The organism is Micromonospora sp. CPCC 206061 (assembly GCF_036906915.1).
Classification (GTDB): Bacteria; Actinomycetota; Actinomycetes; order Mycobacteriales; family Micromonosporaceae; genus Phytohabitans.
In genome coordinates this window covers 255,392-272,400 of record NZ_JBAKHX010000001.1, presented here as the reverse complement: position 1 = coordinate 272,400, position 17,009 = coordinate 255,392, and the positions used below count along the sequence as shown (strand labels likewise).

At 71.1% G+C, this 17,009-nt stretch carries 15 protein-coding genes; 6 read left to right on the top strand and 9 right to left on the bottom strand.

Translation table 11 applies throughout. The features are described from left to right. Position 1: 1 nt before the first annotated feature. The 4 genes from V6V89_RS01250 to V6V89_RS01235 all read right to left on the bottom strand — a co-directional run bounded on the left by V6V89_RS01250 (position 2) and on the right by V6V89_RS01235 (position 4,001). Complete coding sequence (locus tag V6V89_RS01250; protein ID WP_334616982.1) at positions 2 to 1,690, bottom strand: condensation domain-containing protein; 1,689 nt, start codon at positions 1,688 to 1,690, stop codon at positions 2 to 4. Next, positions 1,687 to 2,727, bottom strand: coding sequence for a putative sugar O-methyltransferase (locus V6V89_RS01245; RefSeq protein WP_334616981.1), 1,041 nt, complete (start codon positions 2,725 to 2,727; stop codon positions 1,687 to 1,689). The genes V6V89_RS01250 and V6V89_RS01245 overlap by 4 nt, the downstream gene beginning before the upstream one ends. After that, entirely contained in the window at positions 2,724 to 3,323 is a 600-nt protein-coding gene (locus V6V89_RS01240; RefSeq protein ID WP_334616980.1) for a D-sedoheptulose-7-phosphate isomerase, read from the bottom strand. Before V6V89_RS01240 ends, V6V89_RS01245 begins: the two co-directional genes overlap by 4 nt. Before the next feature lie 306 nt (positions 3,324 to 3,629). Then, complete coding sequence (locus tag V6V89_RS01235) at positions 3,630 to 4,001, bottom strand: hypothetical protein (protein ID WP_334616979.1); 372 nt, start codon at positions 3,999 to 4,001, stop codon at positions 3,630 to 3,632. Between the two features lie 197 nt (positions 4,002 to 4,198). On the opposite strand from V6V89_RS01235, the gene V6V89_RS01230 reads away from it, so the two are divergent. The 4 genes from V6V89_RS01230 (at position 4,199) to V6V89_RS01215 (ending at position 7,098) form a co-directional block, all read left to right on the top strand. Next, complete coding sequence (locus V6V89_RS01230; RefSeq protein WP_334616978.1) at positions 4,199 to 5,032, top strand: fumarylacetoacetate hydrolase family protein; 834 nt, start codon at positions 4,199 to 4,201, stop codon at positions 5,030 to 5,032. A gap of 170 nt (positions 5,033 to 5,202) precedes the next feature. Continuing rightward, positions 5,203 to 5,622, top strand: coding sequence for a phage holin family protein (locus V6V89_RS01225; protein WP_334616976.1), 420 nt, complete (start codon positions 5,203 to 5,205; stop codon positions 5,620 to 5,622). After that, positions 5,619 to 6,032: a DUF3618 domain-containing protein gene (locus V6V89_RS01220; protein WP_334616975.1), complete on the top strand. Its 414-nt coding sequence runs from the start codon at positions 5,619 to 5,621 to the stop codon at positions 6,030 to 6,032. Before V6V89_RS01225 ends, V6V89_RS01220 begins: the two co-directional genes overlap by 4 nt. A gap of 73 nt (positions 6,033 to 6,105) precedes the next feature. After that, entirely contained in the window at positions 6,106 to 7,098 is a 993-nt protein-coding gene (locus V6V89_RS01215; protein WP_334617203.1) for a YihY/virulence factor BrkB family protein, read from the top strand. Between the two features lie 19 nt (positions 7,099 to 7,117). On the opposite strand, the gene V6V89_RS01210 is transcribed toward V6V89_RS01215, so the two are convergent. Further along, positions 7,118 to 7,543: an ester cyclase gene (locus V6V89_RS01210; RefSeq protein ID WP_334616974.1), complete on the bottom strand. Its 426-nt coding sequence runs from the start codon at positions 7,541 to 7,543 to the stop codon at positions 7,118 to 7,120. A gap of 201 nt (positions 7,544 to 7,744) precedes the next feature. Further along, positions 7,745 to 9,160: a serine hydrolase domain-containing protein gene (locus V6V89_RS01205; protein WP_334616973.1), complete on the bottom strand. Its 1,416-nt coding sequence runs from the start codon at positions 9,158 to 9,160 to the stop codon at positions 7,745 to 7,747. 109 nt (positions 9,161 to 9,269) lie between these two features. Between V6V89_RS01205 and V6V89_RS01200 the strand changes: the two genes are divergently transcribed. After that, positions 9,270 to 10,448: a hypothetical protein gene (locus V6V89_RS01200; protein ID WP_334616972.1), complete on the top strand. Its 1,179-nt coding sequence runs from the start codon at positions 9,270 to 9,272 to the stop codon at positions 10,446 to 10,448. A gap of 56 nt (positions 10,449 to 10,504) precedes the next feature. Here the strand turns inward: V6V89_RS01200 and V6V89_RS01195 are convergent, their stop codons facing one another. From V6V89_RS01195 to V6V89_RS01185, 3 genes are all read right to left on the bottom strand, one after another. Continuing rightward, the gene (locus tag V6V89_RS01195; RefSeq protein WP_334616970.1) at positions 10,505 to 11,749 is read right to left on the bottom strand and encodes a hypothetical protein; all 1,245 of its coding nucleotides are present in this window, start codon (positions 11,747 to 11,749) and stop codon (positions 10,505 to 10,507) included. Between the two features lie 215 nt (positions 11,750 to 11,964). Beyond that, on the bottom strand, positions 11,965 to 14,112 hold the full coding sequence (locus V6V89_RS01190; protein ID WP_334616968.1) for a serine/threonine-protein kinase: 2,148 nt from the start codon (positions 14,110 to 14,112) through the stop codon (positions 11,965 to 11,967). A gap of 66 nt (positions 14,113 to 14,178) precedes the next feature. After that, positions 14,179 to 14,748, bottom strand: a complete 570-nt coding sequence (locus V6V89_RS01185; protein ID WP_334616967.1) for an AAA family ATPase — start codon at positions 14,746 to 14,748, stop codon at positions 14,179 to 14,181. A gap of 118 nt (positions 14,749 to 14,866) precedes the next feature. Between V6V89_RS01185 and V6V89_RS01180 the strand changes: the two genes are divergently transcribed. Continuing rightward, entirely contained in the window at positions 14,867 to 17,002 is a 2,136-nt protein-coding gene (locus V6V89_RS01180) for an MMPL family transporter (protein WP_334616965.1), read from the top strand. The last annotated feature ends 7 nt before the right edge of the window (positions 17,003 to 17,009 follow it).

The window sequence follows — 17,009 nt, the reverse complement described above, 5'->3', positions numbered from 1 at the left end:
GCTAGCCTCCCTCGCTGTCTCGGCCGGTGCCTTGCGCGAGCACCGGCTGCCGCTCCCAGCCGGCGCGGGACTCCGGCCGGGCAGGCGCGTCGTGGCAGATGACGTACCACTGCGGCGTCATGGTCAGGTGCCCGTCGAGCCTGCCCATCAAGGCGGCGTGCAACCCTTCGGGCGTGGCGGGTCTCGCCGCCACTACGTACGCCACCAGCCGGGCGGGCCCGCCGTCCGGACTGTCCACGAACACCTGTGACGCGATCGTCTCCGGCAGGCCGGCGACCATCCGGCGTACGGCGTCCACGTCGATCCAGCAGTTGTCGACGAGGGCGCAGCTCGGTGACCGGCCGAGCGGCGCGATCCCGACCAGGTCGGCGACGCGGTCGATGGTCAGGTCGCCGGCGTCGAGCATCTCGATCAGCACCAGTTCCAGCCCGGCCAGGACCTTCCGCGCGCCGGAGGCGGACAGGTAGCGGCTGTCGCAGAACAGCTCGATGACGGCGCGCGAGCGCAGGGCCTTGACGTGCACGTACAGCTTCAGCCGTTCGTTGTCTCGGCCCTCGAGGTCGGACACGAGCGTGGACGCGGTCATCTCCCGCAACGCGGCGACGTCGTGGACGGCCGGCGGCATGCGCACGCTTCCCGGCTCGGGCACGACGTTGACCGTGCTCTGCAGGTCGAAGTCGACGCCCCGCCGGGTCTTCACGGCGCCGAGAAGCCGCGCGACGTCGCGCGGGTCGCTCTGGCCGCGCAGGGCCGCCATCGTCGACGCCTGGTGCGCGCTGCGGATGGTGCCGGCCAGCGACCCGGCGTCGAGCCGTATCAGCGCCGGCGCGGCCTGATAGAAGGTGCCCACCGAGGCTGCGTCGACCGGCGTGAAGCGGTTGCCGGTCGCGAGCAGCAGCGGCACGGCGTCCGTGCCGGTCCTGATGCCGACGACCGTCGACAGCGCGGCGAGCAGGACGGCGGCCGGTCCGACCCGGTGCCGTGTCGCGAGAGCCTGCGCGGCCGCCGCCAGCGCCACCGAGTGGAGGCCGACGCCGGGGAACAGCGGGGTCTCGCCGGCCTCACGCAGCGTGGGGAAGGCGGTCTGCGGCGCGATCTGGAGCATCCGGCGCCAGTAGGCAAGGGACAGGTCGTTGGCCTTGCGCCCCGGCGCGGACACCTCGAACGCGGCCCGGTCGCGCGGCTGCCAGCCGGCCAGTGCCCGCTCGGCGCCGCCGCCTCGCAACAGGTCGAGGAACTCCCTGCGAAGCACCGCGCATCCCCAGGCGTCGACGGCGAGATGGGAGAACACGAACACGGCCTGCCGGGGGCGGCCGTCGGCGACGACCACGCTCACCCTGAGCGGCCACTGGATGTCGTGCCGGAACGGCTCTCGCCAGAGCCGTTCCTCCTCCTGCTCGGCGAGCCGGCGTACGCGGCCGGGCTCGGTCTCGCGGATCTCCACCGGCAGGTCGCCCGCGGGATCGGCCTGCTGCCGTGGCTCACCGTCCGCGCCGGCGGGGAATCGGGTACGCAGCGACTCGTGGCGACGGACCAGGGTGTGCAGGGCACCTCGCACACCATCGAGGGTGGCGTCGCCGGGCAGGTGCACCCGGAACCGGAGGTTGATGTAGTGGTTGACCGGGGCCAGCGACTCCAGGATGTCCCAGACGAACCGCTGCCCCCAGGTCAACTGGACGCTCTCGGTCATGGTGTGGCTCGGCGATAGAGCATGAACCAGTCGCCGACCCCGACCAGCTCGCGCACGTCCGGGTCGGTGATGGTCGGCTCGCGTGCGGCGAGCACGTATCCGTGGCGCTCCAGCACCGGGCCGAAGTCGAGCCGCACGTAGTCGTCTTCCAGGCTCAGCAGCTGGTCGCCCTCGTTGGGCACGATCATGAGGGCGGGCACGCCGGAGCGCGCCAGCAGGGCGATCCAGGCCTCGATCACGGCGGCCGGCATCTCGGAGAAGCTGTGGATGTTGACCGCCAGGTCAGGCCGCTCCGCCGCCAGCCGGTCGGCCACCTCGTCGAGCCGCAGCACGGTCGCCTTGTGGTCGACCGCGCGGTACCTCAGGTACTGCTCGCTGAGGAACGTCGATTCCGGGATCGCGTCGACGCACAGGTAGCGCTTCAGGTCGGGAACGCTCTCGACCATGCGGTGGGCGAGGCGGCCGTATCCGGCGCCGATGTCGACGACGGTGAAGTCCATCCTGGACAGCAGTCCCCAGTGCCGGTCCAGGAAGTACATCTCGTTGATGGAGTCCAGGAGGTCTCGGCTGGAGGTCGGCAGTGCGTGGAAGTCGAAGCTCCAGCAGCCGAAGGCGCCGTCTTCGCTCGTGCGCTCCAGGAGCTTGTGGGTGTCGAGGGCGCTGACGTACCGCGCGAAGAGGAAGAACTTCAGGCGGGCATTGTCGCCGAGCTGGCGTAGCTGCCAGACGTAGGCGTTGTCGCCGCGGAAGTAAGCGAGGTTCAGATCGCGCAGGCGGCGGCTGCGCCGCCAGAAGCTGCCAGGCTTGAACGGTGAGTCCAGGCTGCTGTACCGCGTGCGTAGCTCCACGAGGTCGGGGTGCCGGTCGTCGAGCACCTCGGCCATGCCGGCCGGGAGGGGCCGCGATTCGTCGTGGCGCCCCTTGCCGGAGTGGATCCGGTAGCTGGTGAGCTTGGGCGAGGTGCGCGTCAGGGTCAGCCCGAAGAGGCCGACGAAGTAGCGGATCGCGAGGAAAACCCTGGAGCTGTTATGACTCACCGGGCTCGCCCATCCGTGTATCGGCAAGCGTCGCCTCCGCGCAGCACCCGCACCGCCATGTGGCCGAGCGCCACGTGCAGATCCTCGGTGAGGCCGTAGTCGGCCTGGCCGAAGATGACGGAGCGGTCAGCGAGCCGCGCGATCTCGCCGGCGTTGCCGAGCGCCGCCAGCACGGTCATCCCCAGTTCTCGACCGACCTTGGCCGCCCGCACCAGGTTGGCTGAGTGGCCGCTGACGCTCAAGAGCAGCACCACGTCGCGGGGCCTGCCCCAGCCGGCGAGCTGGCGGGAGAAGATCTCGTCGTAGGAAAAGTCGTTGGCGATGGCCGTGACCCGGGCGACGTTTTCCGTCAACGCGACGGCGTGCGGTGCGGCGCTGAGCCCGTCTGAGGCCGCGGTCAGGTCGCTGGCGATGTGGATGGCGGCCGTGCTGCTGCCGCCGTTGCCGGCCACGAAGACCCGGTCGCCGGCGCGCAGCGCGAGGACCAGCGTCTCCAGCACGTCGGTCATCGCGCCGGTCTCGAGCTGGGCGAGGGCCAAGGTGAGATCGTCGACGTACTGCTTGACCACGGTCTCTGCGCCGGTGGGCGTGCTCATCGGGGAGGGGTCGATTGGAGTCCGAATTGGACCGAGAGAGCGCTCTCAGTCTGTCCATTGTAGATTAGCAAGACAGGATCCTCCTCGACACCCGGGACGAGGACGGCGACAGACCGCTGCACTGCGTCGAGTCGCCGTTCCCCCGTGGCTTGCGAGGAAGATAACAGCCATCGATGTGTGCGGCAACCCGCGATCTTGTAGTGGCCGATGTGCGACGGATGCCCTGCTACACAACAAATCCGGAGCACTTGCCCGAAAGGCTGGCCGTGTGTTTGTGCTACTCCTCAAGCGTTTCCATAGTGGACGTTAAGGAGTCGACCATCGATGCACTGGGCGGTGTTCGAGGAGGACAGATACCTGGAGCCTGGCGTGGTCGTTGCAACCTGCGCTTCCGGTGGCGGCGCAGCGGAAGCCTAGGTTGCCGGCGGAGCTGGCGCCGCCCTCGGGGCGGTTGCGGTCGGGATCGGTGATGCACATGAGGAAGGTGTCGCCGTCGAGCAGCACCAGGTCCGGGTAGGGCCCGGAACGGCTCGCGCTGCTGTCGGTGGGTGGTGCCGCGCCGTGCGGCTGCCGGGGCTCGCCGCGTGACGGGCGCAGCAAACCTGCCGGGTCATCCTCCGCCACCTCCTTGCTCAGGCGCCGATCAAGGAGTATCGCCTCGATCAGGGGCAAATGCACGCGGAATGGAGATCAAAGCACGTGCGTTAGCCATTGATCGGCGGGGAGAGGGGCGCGCTTGGGCCGGGGTGTCACCGCCGGGAGCGCAAGGCGCCGACGCGGTGCGGGAAACACAGCGTTCTGCTCTGAAGAACTCTGTGTTACCTCCACCGCGCCGGCGTCATGCTGTTCGCCTGTCGCGTGGAAGGACCGCACTGATGAAACTGGCCACCATCCGCACCGCCGAGGGCGCCACCCGAGCGGTACGGGCCGATGACGACCGCCTGGTCGACCTGGGCGCCGCCGACGTCGGGGCGCTGCTGGCCGCACCGGGATGGCGGGAGCGGGCGGCCGCGGACGGGCCGTCACACGAGCGCCGCGGTGCCGAGTACGCGCCGGTCGTGCCGCGGCCGGGAAAGATCATCTGTGTCGGCCTCAACTACCGCAACCACATCCTCGAGATGGGCCGCGACCTGCCGCGGTACCCAACACTGTTCGCCAAGTACGCCGAGGCCCTCGTCGGCGCCGGCGACGACATCGTGCTGCCGCCCGAGACCGGCGCGTTCGACTGGGAGTGCGAGCTCGCCGTCGTCGTCGGCACGCCCGTACGCCGGGCCAGGGGAGCCTCGGCCGAGGACGCCATCGCCGGGTTCACCGTGCTCAACGACGTGACCTGCCGAGACTGGCAGTTTCGCACCAAGGAATGGCTCCAGGGCAAGACCTGGGAGGCCACCACGCCGCTCGGTCCGCACCTGGTCACCCCCGACGAACTGCCCGGCGGGGTGCGCCCGAAGGTCGACATCAGCACCGAGCTCGACGGCGAGACCGTACAGCGGGACAACACCGGCGACCTGCTCTTCGACCCGGTCGACCTGGTCGAGTACGTCTCGACGATGATCACCCTGCGGCCCGGCGACGTGATCGCGACCGGCACGCCGGGCGGCGTCGGCCACGCGCGAAAGCCTCCGCGATACCTGCGGGCCGGCCAGCGCCTCGTCACGACCGTGGAGGGGCTCGGGAGCTGCGTCAACCGGATCGTCGCCAGCGCGTGACGGCGGTGCGCGTCTACACCCATCTCGACGTCCGCCTGATGCTCCAGGACATCTACGCGTAGCTGGTCCCTGCCGAAGCGGTACCGAGCGCGCCTTGATCCTATTTACCAGGCGTTTTGAGGTGGCGAAGCGGTGGGCATACCACTGCGGTGGAGGAAGGAGCCGACGACATGGGTGACGTTACGCGTGCAGGCTCGGCCGATCCGGGCCAAGCGTCGACCGCGGAGCTGGTCCGCGATGCCGCCGAGCAGATCTCCCGCCTGGTACGCGACGAGTTGGCGCTGGCCAAGGCGGAGATGACCGAGAAGGGCAAGCGTGCCGGCATCGGTGCCGGACTATTCGGCGGCGGTGGCCTGATCGCCCTGTACGGCGTGGCCGGACTGCTGACCACCGTCGTGCTGGCCCTGGCAGAGGCCATGCCGGCGTGGCTGGCCGCGCTGATCGTGACGGTGGTGCTGTTCGCGGTGGCCGCGGTGCTGGCCCTGCTCGGTCGCCGTCACGTCCAGCAGGCCACGCCCCCGGTGCCGGAGCAGGCGATCGACAGCGTCAAGGCCGACATCGAGCAGGTGAAGGAGAGGGCACACCGATGAGCACGAGTGCTGACAAGCCGCGCGGTCGAACCCGCGGCGCCGCGGCGAGCGCGCCGCAGGCTACCGATCCGGACTCGATCCGTTCCGATATCGAACAGACCCGGTCCGAGCTTGGTGACAGCGTGGAGGAGCTGGCGCAACGGGCGGACGTGAAGGGCCGTGCCAAGGACAAGGTCGCCGAGGTCAAGGGCCAGGCGGCGCAGGTCAAGGACCGGGCGAAGGAGACCGCGCAGACGGCGACGGTGCGCGTGGAGGACACGGCCCAGCAAGCCGTCGAGAGCGTGCGGCGGCGGCCGAGCCGGTTCGCCGGCGCCGTGGCCGGGCTGGCGGCCGCGGCCGGCGCCGTCGTACTGGTGCGCCGCCGCCGGGCGGCGCGGGCCGCCCGCGCCCGGCGGTGGTGGTCGCGCTGATGGCACGGTAGGTGGCTCACCATGGTCGACCGCAGCGCTGATCGGGCGCATCGCGACGAGAGCGGGCGTGACGATGGGCGTCCACCGGCGCCGGAGGCCGGCTCGCCCGGCGCCGGCGCCGGCCCCGACCAGCCCACGAAGTTGGGGCGCCCGGGGCTGGTGGCAGGTGCTGCGCCGGACCGTGCGGGAGTTCGGTGAGGACAACCTGACCGACTGGGCCGCCGCGCTGACCTACTACGCCGTCCTGTCGATCTTTCCTGGACTGCTGGTCCTGGTCTCGGTGCTCAGCCTGGCAGGCGACGCGGTGCTCCAACCGTTGATCGACAACATGGACACGATCGCGCCTGGCCCGGTCGGTGAGATCCTCAGCAGAGGCGCCGAGAGCCTCACCGAGGGGCAAGACACGGCCGGGCTGCTCGCGATCGTGGGCCTGGCCGGCGCGTTGTGGTCCGCGTCCGGATACATCGGGGCGTTCATGCGCGCGTCCAACGCGATCTACGACGTGCCGGAGGGCCGGCCGATCTGGAAGACGCTGCCGATCCGCCTGGCGGTGACCGTCGTGGTCGGCGTCATACTGGCGGTCAGTGCCTTGATGGTGGTCTTCACCGGTGAGCTCGCCGAACGCGTCGGTGACGCGCTCGGCATCGGTTCGGCGCTGATCACCGCCTGGGGGATCGTGAAGTGGCCGATTCTGGTGGTGCTGGTGAGCCTGATGTTCGCCATTCTCTACTGGGCGTCTCCCAACGCTCGCCAGGGCGGCTTCCGGTGGGTCACGCCCGGCGGGCTGCTCGCCGTCATCGTGTGGATCATCGCGTCGGCCGGCTTCGCGTTCTACGCGGCCAATTTCGGCTCGTACAACAAGACCTACGGCACCCTCGGCGGCGTCATCATCTTCTTCGTCTGGCTCTGGATCTCCAACCTCGCGGTCCTGCTCGGCGCCGAGTTCGACGCCGAGCTGCACCGCGGCCGGGCCATCGCGGCCGGACACCCGCAGGACGAGGAGCCGTTCGTCGAGCTACGGGACGATCGCAAGATTAAGAAGGGAAAAGATACCGACCTGGGATGAGCGAGGTAGGTGGACGCGGTCAGCGCGAGCCGGCTGGGGTCGTTCCCAACTGCCCCATCAGCCCGGCGAAGTCGACCAGGCCCCAGTGGTCGGTCCACCTGCCCTCGCGCAGGCGCCCGACGTCCGCCACGAAAACGGTCACGCGCCGGCCGGTCGGCGGCACGCCGGCGAACTCGTTCTGGTGCGTACCGGTGAACCGCAGTACCGAGGCGATGGTGTCACCCTCCGCGACCTCGCGCACGATCTCGAAGTCCAGGTCCGGGAACGCGGCCAGGATCTGCCCGATGAACTCCTTGACGCCCTGCCGGTCCGCCGACTGGCCAGGCCCGGGAATGTGTTCCACGAAGTCGTCCGCGAGCAGTTCGTCGAGCGCGTCGACGTTGCGCCGCCGGAAGACCTCGTCGTAGAAGTGGGCGTTGGCTTTCTTCAGCTCATCGACACTCATCGTTTCCCCCAACCGTCCGGCGCCGCTGGCGGCGCCCTCTTGCCGCCAGTATCTGCCCAGGTCAGGGGGTGGCGCCGGAGTACGGATGAATGTCGATACCGGCCGCGGGCCCGTGGCCCGCGGCGGGTGCGCGCAGGGCGTGATGGCTGGCCGGGCCGGCTCGGCCGTCCACTGTGGAGACGTGTCGTCCCGGTTCGGCCCCTATGGACGCCAGGTGGCCACGACGGGTGGGTGTTCGGTTGGGCCGAACGATACGTTTTCGCGGTGCTCGACTGTCAGACGGTCGCCAGCGAATGTGTAGGTGAGGGTGCGCCGGTACGGCATCTCGGTCGCGTACGCCTGCGCGACATACGTGTCGTCGGCTGTCCATGCCCCGCTCGTCGAGACCGCCACGGTCTGGCCGGCCGCGATCGTCGCCTTGCCGGGCCGCCACTCGCCGTATCCGATCGGCAGGTCGTGCGCGCTGCGCTCGTCCTTCAGGACCAGCCGGGCGGCCCCGCCTGGCTCGGCGTGGAGCGTAATCGAGCCCGATCCACCGTCCACATGGTACAAACGGCCGGACACCTCGGCCGCCAGTGGCGTATAGGCGCGGCCCGAAACGGTCGGCAGGCGCAGACCGTCGAGCCGGTCGGTGAGCGCCTTGACCGCGCCATCGTCCAGCGACAAGGGCCCGTCGCCCATGGCCGGCAGCAGGTGCTTCCACACCAGGTCGAGCACCGCGGGAGTGTGGGGGGTGCCAGAGGTGATCGCCACCACCGCGTCCTGCTCCGGTAACACGAGACAGAACTGGCCGAACGCGCCGTCTGCCCGGTATCCGTGGCGAGACCTCCAGAACTGGTATCCGTATCCCTGCTGCCAGTCCACATCGTCCAGTGCGCCGGTCGGCACCTGCGACGCGGTCGCCGCGCGCACCCACGATGCGGGCACCAGCTGCCGCCCCTGCCAGACCCCGTCCCGCAGGTACAGCTCGCCGAAGCGCGCCACTTCGTCGGTACGCAGGCGCAGCCCCCATCCGCCGACCGTGACGCCGCGCGGGCAGGTCTCCCATATCGGCTCCGCGATGCCGAGCGGCTCGAAGAGCCGCGGCCTCAGGTACTCCACGACTGTCTGGCCGGTCAGCCGCTGCACGATCGCGGAGAGCATGTACGTGGCCGGTGTGTCGTAGACGAACGTGCTGCCCGGCTCGTGAACGAAGGGCTGGGCGAGAAACGCGCGCGCCCAGTCATCGTCCGAATCGGCCCACACGATGTCGGTGGTGTCGGCCGCGTGGCCGGCGGTCATGGTCAGCAGGTGACGCACCCGCAGGGCGGCCAGATGGTCGTCGACCCGCGTCGGCACCGAGTCCGGAAACAGCGGCGCCACCAGGTCGTCGACCGACAGCAGCCCTTCCTCGACAGCCAGGCCGACGGCCGTCGAGGTGAAGCTCTTGCTGACCGAGAGCAGCGCGTGCGGGTGGTCGGACTGGTAAGGCGCCCACCAGCCGCGCGCCAGCGTGTGGCCGTGCCGCACCACCACGACGCTGTGCAGCGCATCGACGCGCTCCTCGACCGCGTCGAGAAACGCCATCACGGCCGAGGAGGGGATGCCGTGCTCTTCCGGGGTAGCGGTGGGCAGCATGCCCAGCAGATTACCGCCCCCTCGGGTGCGGAACCGTCCTGTGACGCCGTACGTGATCCATGGAAGCGTCAGCGCGCAGCGACGACCCCGGAAGGTGCATGATCAGCACGTGGCACTCACCGCAGCGCGCACCGTCGTGCGCCGGACCGAACGCTGGTTCGTCCGGCGCGGCACCCCTACGATGATCGAGGGGTACACCTTCGCGACGCACGTCCTGCCCCGGATGCTGCCGTCGCTGGCCGTCGTGGCGGTCGCCAGCCTGGTCTGGCTCCTTCCGCTGCGCGCCGCCGGTTCGGCCCGCTGGATCCTACTAGCCGGGATCGTGGTGGCCGTACTCGCGGTCCGGTTCGCGATCGGCCGGTTCGTCCGGCAGCTGCCCCGGGTCACCCGCGGCGCCACTGTTCCCATTCTCGCCGCGTACGCGCTCATGCCGCTGGCGGTACCGCTGCTTCAGCTGGCGGTCGACGGTGCTGTCACGCCGCCCGGCGGCAGCGTGGTCGGCTTCCTGGGTTTCGTCATCTTCTTCGCCGGCGCGTTCGTCGCGACGCTGGTCGCGACCACGTACGGGCTGGGCGCCTTGCTGCGCCGGGCGATCGGGCACGCCTTTGTTGACCTGCGCAACAGCGTGCGGCTGTTCGGGCGGGCGCTGCCCGCGTTGCTTTTCGTGACCACGTTCCTGTTCTTCACCGGTGAGCTGTGGCAGGCCATGAACCGCCTCGGCTGGTGGCGGCTCGCGCTCGTGGTCGGCCTGTTCGCGGCGGTCACCATCCTGGCGGCGGCTGCCCGGCTGCGCGACGAGATCGGCCGCGTCGAGCAGGACCTCAGCGCGCCCCGGTTGACCGCCGCGTGCGAGCGCACGCCGCTCGCCGACCTGCCGGTCGACGACATCGCGCCCGGCGGCTCGGTCGAGGCGGTGCCACTGAACGGCCGCCAGGTCCGCAACTTGTTGCTGATGCTCGCCACCCGCCAACTCGTGCAGGCGGCGGTCGTCGGGCTCGCGCTGTTCGTGGTGTTCTTCGTGCTGGGCCTGCTCGTCGTGACGCCGGAGACGGCTGAGCAGTGGATCGGTGAGGAGCCCGCACGCTCGGTCCTGCTGCCGGCGGTGCCGGTCGCCCTGCTGCGCAACGCCACGTTGCTGGCCGGCTTCGGCAGCATGTACTTCGCGGTTACGTCGATGAGCGACGCCGAGCACCGGCGCCAGTTCTTCGCACCGGTCATCGACGAGGTCGAGCGCACGCTGGCGGTGCGCGCCGTTTATTTGGCGGTGCGCGACCGCGTACTGCGGTAGTGCGGCGCGATCAGCGCGGCGCCCGTCCGCTTCGGTGTGCCACCTTGAGCACTGGATCAGTTCGGTGGCGGCGTTGGCGGCGTGGTGGTCGGTGTCGCGATGATGGACGCGCTCCCTGAGCTGTTCCACGAGGCGTCGTAAGCGATCACCCAGACCTGATTGGGTGTGGAGGCCGGCGGCACCACGGCCGACGTGACAGTCCCCGGCACCTTGGCCCGCACCCGCACCTCGTCGATGTTGAACGCGTGCACCACGTGGTACTCCACGACGCCCTCATTGTCGGTGGCCGGCGCCCACGTGATGACCACGCTGCCGCCCTCCATGCCGGTGATGACGGGGGTGCCCGGCGCCGAGGGCGGCACGGTGTCCTGCCCGGTGCGCGGCACCGTGGGCGGCTGCCTGAAGGCGACCCGCTGCCCGAGCGCCGACTGGTTGCCGGCCGCGTCGACCGCCAGCACCGAGAAGTGCAGCGTGTACCCCGTCGTGCCGCCGATCGGCAGCGTGACCGGAGCGTTGGTCGGCACCTGCCGCACCGGATAGTTCTCGTAGAACTGCGTTCCAAAGTAGACCCAGTACGCGGTCACGCCGACGTTGTCGGTCGAGGCGGGCCAGGTGATCGTGGCGGTCGTCGGCGTCACCTCCAGCAGCTGCGGCACCCCGGGAGTGGATGGTGGCTGCGTGTCGCGTGGCGGCGGGATCGTGTCGACGCTGACGTCGTCGAAGGTCGCGGCGGCGCGGTCGGTGAAGAGCGCGACCGGACCGACAGCCAGCCCCGCGTCGGTCGCGCTGAGGGTCACCTCGCCGGTGGCGCCGCTGACCGTCCCTTGTAGCTGGTCGCCGTCCGCACGCAACCGCAGTGTGTACCAGGTGCCGTTGCGCACGTTCAGGGCGGCGCTGGCGAGTACGGTGCGCTGCCCTCCCCGGCTGCGAACCAGCTCGACCCGGTTGCCGGGGCGCAGCGCGAGCAGGTATCCGTTGTCGCCGGCGCCGGCCCGCGCCACGATGCCCGCCGCGGACCGCCCGAAACTGATCGAGGTCGGCTTGACCCGCGCCGAGGCGGTGTATCCGGTCCAGGTGGCGTCACCGGCGGTGGCGCGGGCATGCTCGACGGCGGTGCGCGTCTGGCGCAGCACCCGCGAGCCGTCACTGGACAATCCCCACCGCCCGCCCGCGAACTGCCATGCGGCGGTATCGCCATCCTCGAAGTCCTCGGTAAACACGACACTCGCGGAGGCCGCCACCGCCGGCATTGCGACAAGCCCGACGGCAACGATCAACGCGGCAAGAATCCGGCGACCCATGCCCTCACGATATGCCGTGACATCGACGCCGAACAATGTCCATTCGGCCGATCTCCGCGCCCGCCTGTCGCTTGGTCTCTTTCCGCGGGCGCCCCGCGCTCTTTCCGTCGATCAAGGGCAAATGCACGTGGTTTGATCTCTTTTCCGCGTGTATTCGCCCATGATCGATGCAGATCTCCTTGATCGACGACGTGGCAGGCCCAGCGCCCCCGGCCTCAGTCCTGCGTCGGAATGCCACCGGCGCAGCGGATCTGGACCTTCACCTGGTTCTTGGCCTTGAACCAGACGCGTACCATCGCCGCCGGGCCGGGGTCGATCTTCCGGACCGTCCACCCGTCGGCGGGGTCGGTGCTCACGATGCGCGCGAGGGTGCCCGTGCACTCAGCTACGACGTTGCCGCCCTCGGAGGTGATGGTGCGCTGCTCGGATGTGGGGTTCTCGGTCTCCTCGACCGGCGTGGATGGTCGCGCGCTCGTGACGCCGCCACCGTTCGGGGGCGGGCTGCCGGCTGTGGCGCCCGCGCCCGGCCGGGTGGCACCGTTCGTCCCGGGGATAGGCGACGTGCCGGGGCGCGGTGCCTTGGCAGGTGACCCGCCCGGGTCGCCGGGGTCCTGGGAGGCGTCGCCCTGTGCGGTGGCCGAGATCTGCGTCTGCGCCTCCGCGCCGAGGCCGTTGCCGGCCGGGTCGGCGAACGTGATCACGGCGGCCACCGTGGTGATCAGGAACACCACGACCCCGGCCACGGCACCGAACCGCCACCGCTTCCCACCGTTTCCGCCGCGGCCACCGCCGCCGGGCCGGCGCTGGTTGCCCCCGTCCGACGCGCCCATGCCGCGCTCGTTGGCCGCACCGCGCGCCGCGCCACCGGCGTCAGGCTCTGCCGCGCCCCCGGCACGCCCTGCGGCCGCGCGTCTCAGCGCGCGTTCGTCCGTGCTGAGCCCGCCTCCGCGCTCGTCCGTGGTGCCGTCGCCCGCGCTCCCGCCGGACGGGCCGTCTCCGGCGGCGCCCGGCGGGCCGCCCGAGCCAGGGTCCGACGCCATCCGGCCTGGCTGGTCACGCCCGCCCGCGCCGGACTCCGGCCGGCCGTCGTTGCCGAGCCGGTCCGAGCCGGCCCCGCCCGCGTCGCCGGCTCCGCCGAGTTCGCCCGCGCCGGCCCCGCCAGATCCGGCCACGCCAGCTCCGCCGGGAAAGCGCTGGTTGCCGCCGCGCCGTGCCGCGCCACGCTGGTTACCGGCCGCGCCAGGCCCGCCGATGCCCTCCGCACCCGGCCCGCCAGCTCCGCCGTCGCCCGCTGCGCCTGCGCCCGCGCCAAGTCCGCCGCTGAGACCACCCGCGCCAGCAACTCCACCCACGGCGCCCGAGCCCGGATGCCCTGCGGCGCTCCCATGCGAGCCGTCGCGACTCCCGGACCCCCTGGACCCTCCGGTGTCGCGGCGGTGCGAGCCGCGCTGGCCAGCATCGTCACGGAGGCTGGGGTCAGGGCCGGCGTCGGGTGAAAACGGCGGGGGAGTGGTGCCGACGCCGGCACCGGGCAGCGGGATGCCCGCCGCGTCGGCCAGTACGGCCGCGACCTCGGCCGCCGAAGGCCGGTCGGTGGGCTCCTTGGCCAGGCACCGCTCGCACAGCTCGATGACGTGCCGCGGGACGCCGGGGACGGGCTGCATCGGCTCCGGCTGGACGTACACGTGCGCCTTGAGCATCTGCGTCGTGGTCTCGACCCGCCACGGCAGGCGGCCGGTGAGCACCGCGTGCAGGAGCAGGCCGACGGCGTACACGTCGGAGGCGGGCATGACGTCGCCGCCGACGACCCGCTCGGGCGCCAGGTAGGCCGGGGTGCCGACCATGCGGCTGCTCTCGTCGAGATCCTCCAGGGGCCCGGCCGCGGCCGCGATGCCGAAGTCGACGACCTTGGCGCCGGACGGCGCGAGCACGACGTTGGAGGGCTTGATGTCGCGGTGTACCAGGCCTTCCTCGTGCGCCGCCGCGATGCCGCTGGCGACCTCGGCGCAGACGCGTAGCGCCTCGCGCACCGGAATCGGCCCGCCGGCGAGACGCTTGCCGAGGGTGGGCCCGCGCAGCAGCTCCATCACCACGAACGGCTCGGGCTCGCCGTCGTCACCGGTCGTGACGCCGTAGTCGTAGACGCTCGCCACGTGCGGGTGCGCCAGGCGGGCGGCGGCGCGCGCCTCAGCCTGGATGCGCAACCGGGCGGCCGGGTCGGTCGCGAGCGCGCCTGCCAGCACTTTTACCGCCACGTGCCGGCGCAGTACCTCGTCGCTGGCCCGCCAGACCACTGACATGCCGCCCTGGCCGATCCGCGCCTCCAAGCGGTATCGGCCATTCAACAGTTGCTGAGCCTCCACTCGCGACAGTCTGCCTTACGCGAGCCCCTGTGGCATCACCCGATTTCCCACACCAGGACGGCGTGCTCATCCGTGCCGTTGAATACGCTGCTCCTGGACGGCAAACGCCTCCCGCAGCACGAACGACAGCCGTTCGGAAACCGGCGCGCGGGGCAGTTCCACCAGTTCGTACCCCGCTTCCACGTACGCCTGCGCCACCACCTCGTGCGTCCGCACCGCCTCGTCCCAGCTCTGGCGCCGTTCCGCGTCAGTGCGGTAGATCTCCTTCCACGGCGGCGCCACGAACACCCGCGTGCCGTACCGGAAGGCGGCCACGGCGGCCGACACGTGCGCCGGCACCTCGCGTCCGATCAGGCGGTAGTACCCGGCCATGCCCGCCAGCGCGTGGTCGAAGAACACCGGCCCGTCGTGCCGCAGTGCCCACCGGTACGAGCGCAGGTCCCAACACAGCACGAGCTCGGCGAACAGCGCCGGATTCACCCAGGGTAGCGCCGGGCCGCCGATCGCGACCTGGTCCTGGATGATGGCGCGGCCGGCCTCGGGCGCGGTGGCGTATCCGGCCGCGCGCAGCGCCTCGATCAGCGTGGTCTTGCCGGCGCCGGGGCCACCGGCGATGACGATCAGGTGGTCGGTCATATGGGTCCTTTCTCACGGAGGGTGGTGCTGGCACCACCATCAAGAGGCGTTCGCGCACCCTCGAACGCTGTCGCCCCGTTCCCTAGCGTCGATCTTGTCGATGTGAAGGGAGCGAAACGTGTTCGAGAGACTCGGTGGAGCCGTGGTGCGGCACCCCGTGCGGGTGATCCTGGCGTGGCTGGTGGCGGTGATCGCGCTGGGCGGGTTGAGCTTCGCCGTGCTCGGGCCGGACGGGCCGGCGGCTGTTGAGGGCAGCAACGAAGCCGATTTCCTGCCTGACAGCTACGAATCGGCGCAGGCGCAGAAGCTCGCCGACAAGGCTTTCCCGCAGGCGGACAAGGCAGGCGCGACGGCGATACTCGTACTGTCGAGAGTGGACGGTGCGGCGCTCGGCGCCGCGGACCGGGAGAAGGCGGGAGAGCTGGTGGCCGCGCTCGACGGCGCCCGCGTCGCCGGCGTCGAGGGCCTCGCGACCTCACCTGACCTGGTGTCGCCGAACGGCAAGGTGCAGCTGGCGGAGGTCGCGTTCACCGAAAGCGCCAGCCACGAGCGTACCCTGCGCGCCGTCGGCGACCTGCGCGAGAGGACCAAGGATCTGGTACGCGGCAGCGACCTGCGCTTCGGGTACACGGGTGAGGCGGCCGCCGTCAAGGACACCGAGATCCTCGACGTCCTGGTGAGTGCCGGGATGCTCGTGATGATCGTCACGCTGCTTGTGGTGATCTTCCGGAGCCCGTGGGTGGCGCTGCTCAACATCTTCATCATCGCCGCGGTCGGGCAGGGCGTGGTGGCGTTGCTGGCGCTGGGCGCGAAGGCGACCGGCACGCAGCTCGACCCGTCGGTGACCGGCCTGCTACCGGTGGTGCTGTTCGGCGTGGGCACTGACTACGTGGTGTTCCTGCTGTTCCGGTACCGGGAACGGCTGCGTCTGGGCGAGGACCGCAGGGTCGCCATGGTGGCCGCGATGAGCCGCGTCGGCGAGGCGATCGCGGTGTCCGCGCTGGCCGTGGCGGTGTCGTTCGGCGCGCTGCTGCTGTCCGGGTTCGGCTCGTTCCAGGTACTGGGTCCGGCGCTGGCGGTGGCGGTGCTCGTGATGGTCCTCGCGGGTCTGACCCTGATCCCGGCGGTGTTCGCGCTGCTCGGCCACCGGGCGTTCTGGCCGTCGAAGGCGTGGCGGCGCGAGCCGCGCGAAGGGCTCGCGGCCCGGACCGGCCGGCTGGTGAGCCGGCGGCCTGCGCTGGTCGCGCTGGTGGCGGCGGGCATCCTGGCGGTGATGAGCCTCGGGGCGCTCAGCTACAAGGCCAGCTACGACATGGGCTCGATGCCGGGCGGCACCGAGTCGGCCCGCGCGCTGGCGCAGCTCGAGTCCGGCTTCCCGGCCGGCACGCTGAGCCCGACCTCCGTGTACCTGGCCGGGCCGGGTCTGACCGAGCAGAGCGTCGCGGCGTACGCGGAGAAGCTGACCGGCGTGCCGATCGTCGGAGGCGTCGGCGGTGTGGCGGTCGAAGGCGACGTGGCCCGCGTCGACCTGCTGCTTTCGGCGGATCCGCTGAGCGAGAAGGCGCTCGACGAGGTGGTACGCGACCTGCGCCCGGCCGCGCACGAGGCGGTCCCGCCCGGCGTGACCGCGTACGTGGGTGGGGAGACGTCGACGTTCGCGGACGTGCGTGACGTGGTCAGCGCCGACATGCGGGTCATCTTCCCCGCGGCGGGCGCGCTGATCGGGCTGGTGCTGCTGCTGATGCTGCGCGGTGTCTTCGCGCCGGCGTACCTGCTCGGCGCGGTGGTGGGCGGGTTCCTTGCCACGCTGGGCGCCTCGGTGGTGATCTTCCAGGGTATGGCCGGCGAGCCCGGCCTCGACTTCACGCTCCCGCTGATCGTGTACATGTTCGTCGCGTCGATCGGCACCGACTACAACATCCTGATGATCGCGCGGATCCGCGAGGAGATGAAGGCCGGAAACAGCGCCCGGGAGGCGGCGGCGCGCGCCCTGCGCCACGCGGGTCCGCCGGTCGCCGCGGCGGGTGTGATCCTGGCGGCGTCGTTCGGCGCGCTCGTGGTGTCGCCCGCGCTGGCCCAGGTCGGCTTCGCGGTGGCGCTCGGCATCCTCGTCTCCACGTTCGTGCTGTCCTGGCTGCTGGTGCCGGCCCTGACCGCCCTGCTCGGCCGGGCCGCGTTCTGGCCCGCACGCGTCCGGTCGGCTCGCGAACCCGCCCCCGCCGAGCGCGAACTGGTCGGCGCGCGCGACGCATGACCGTGCT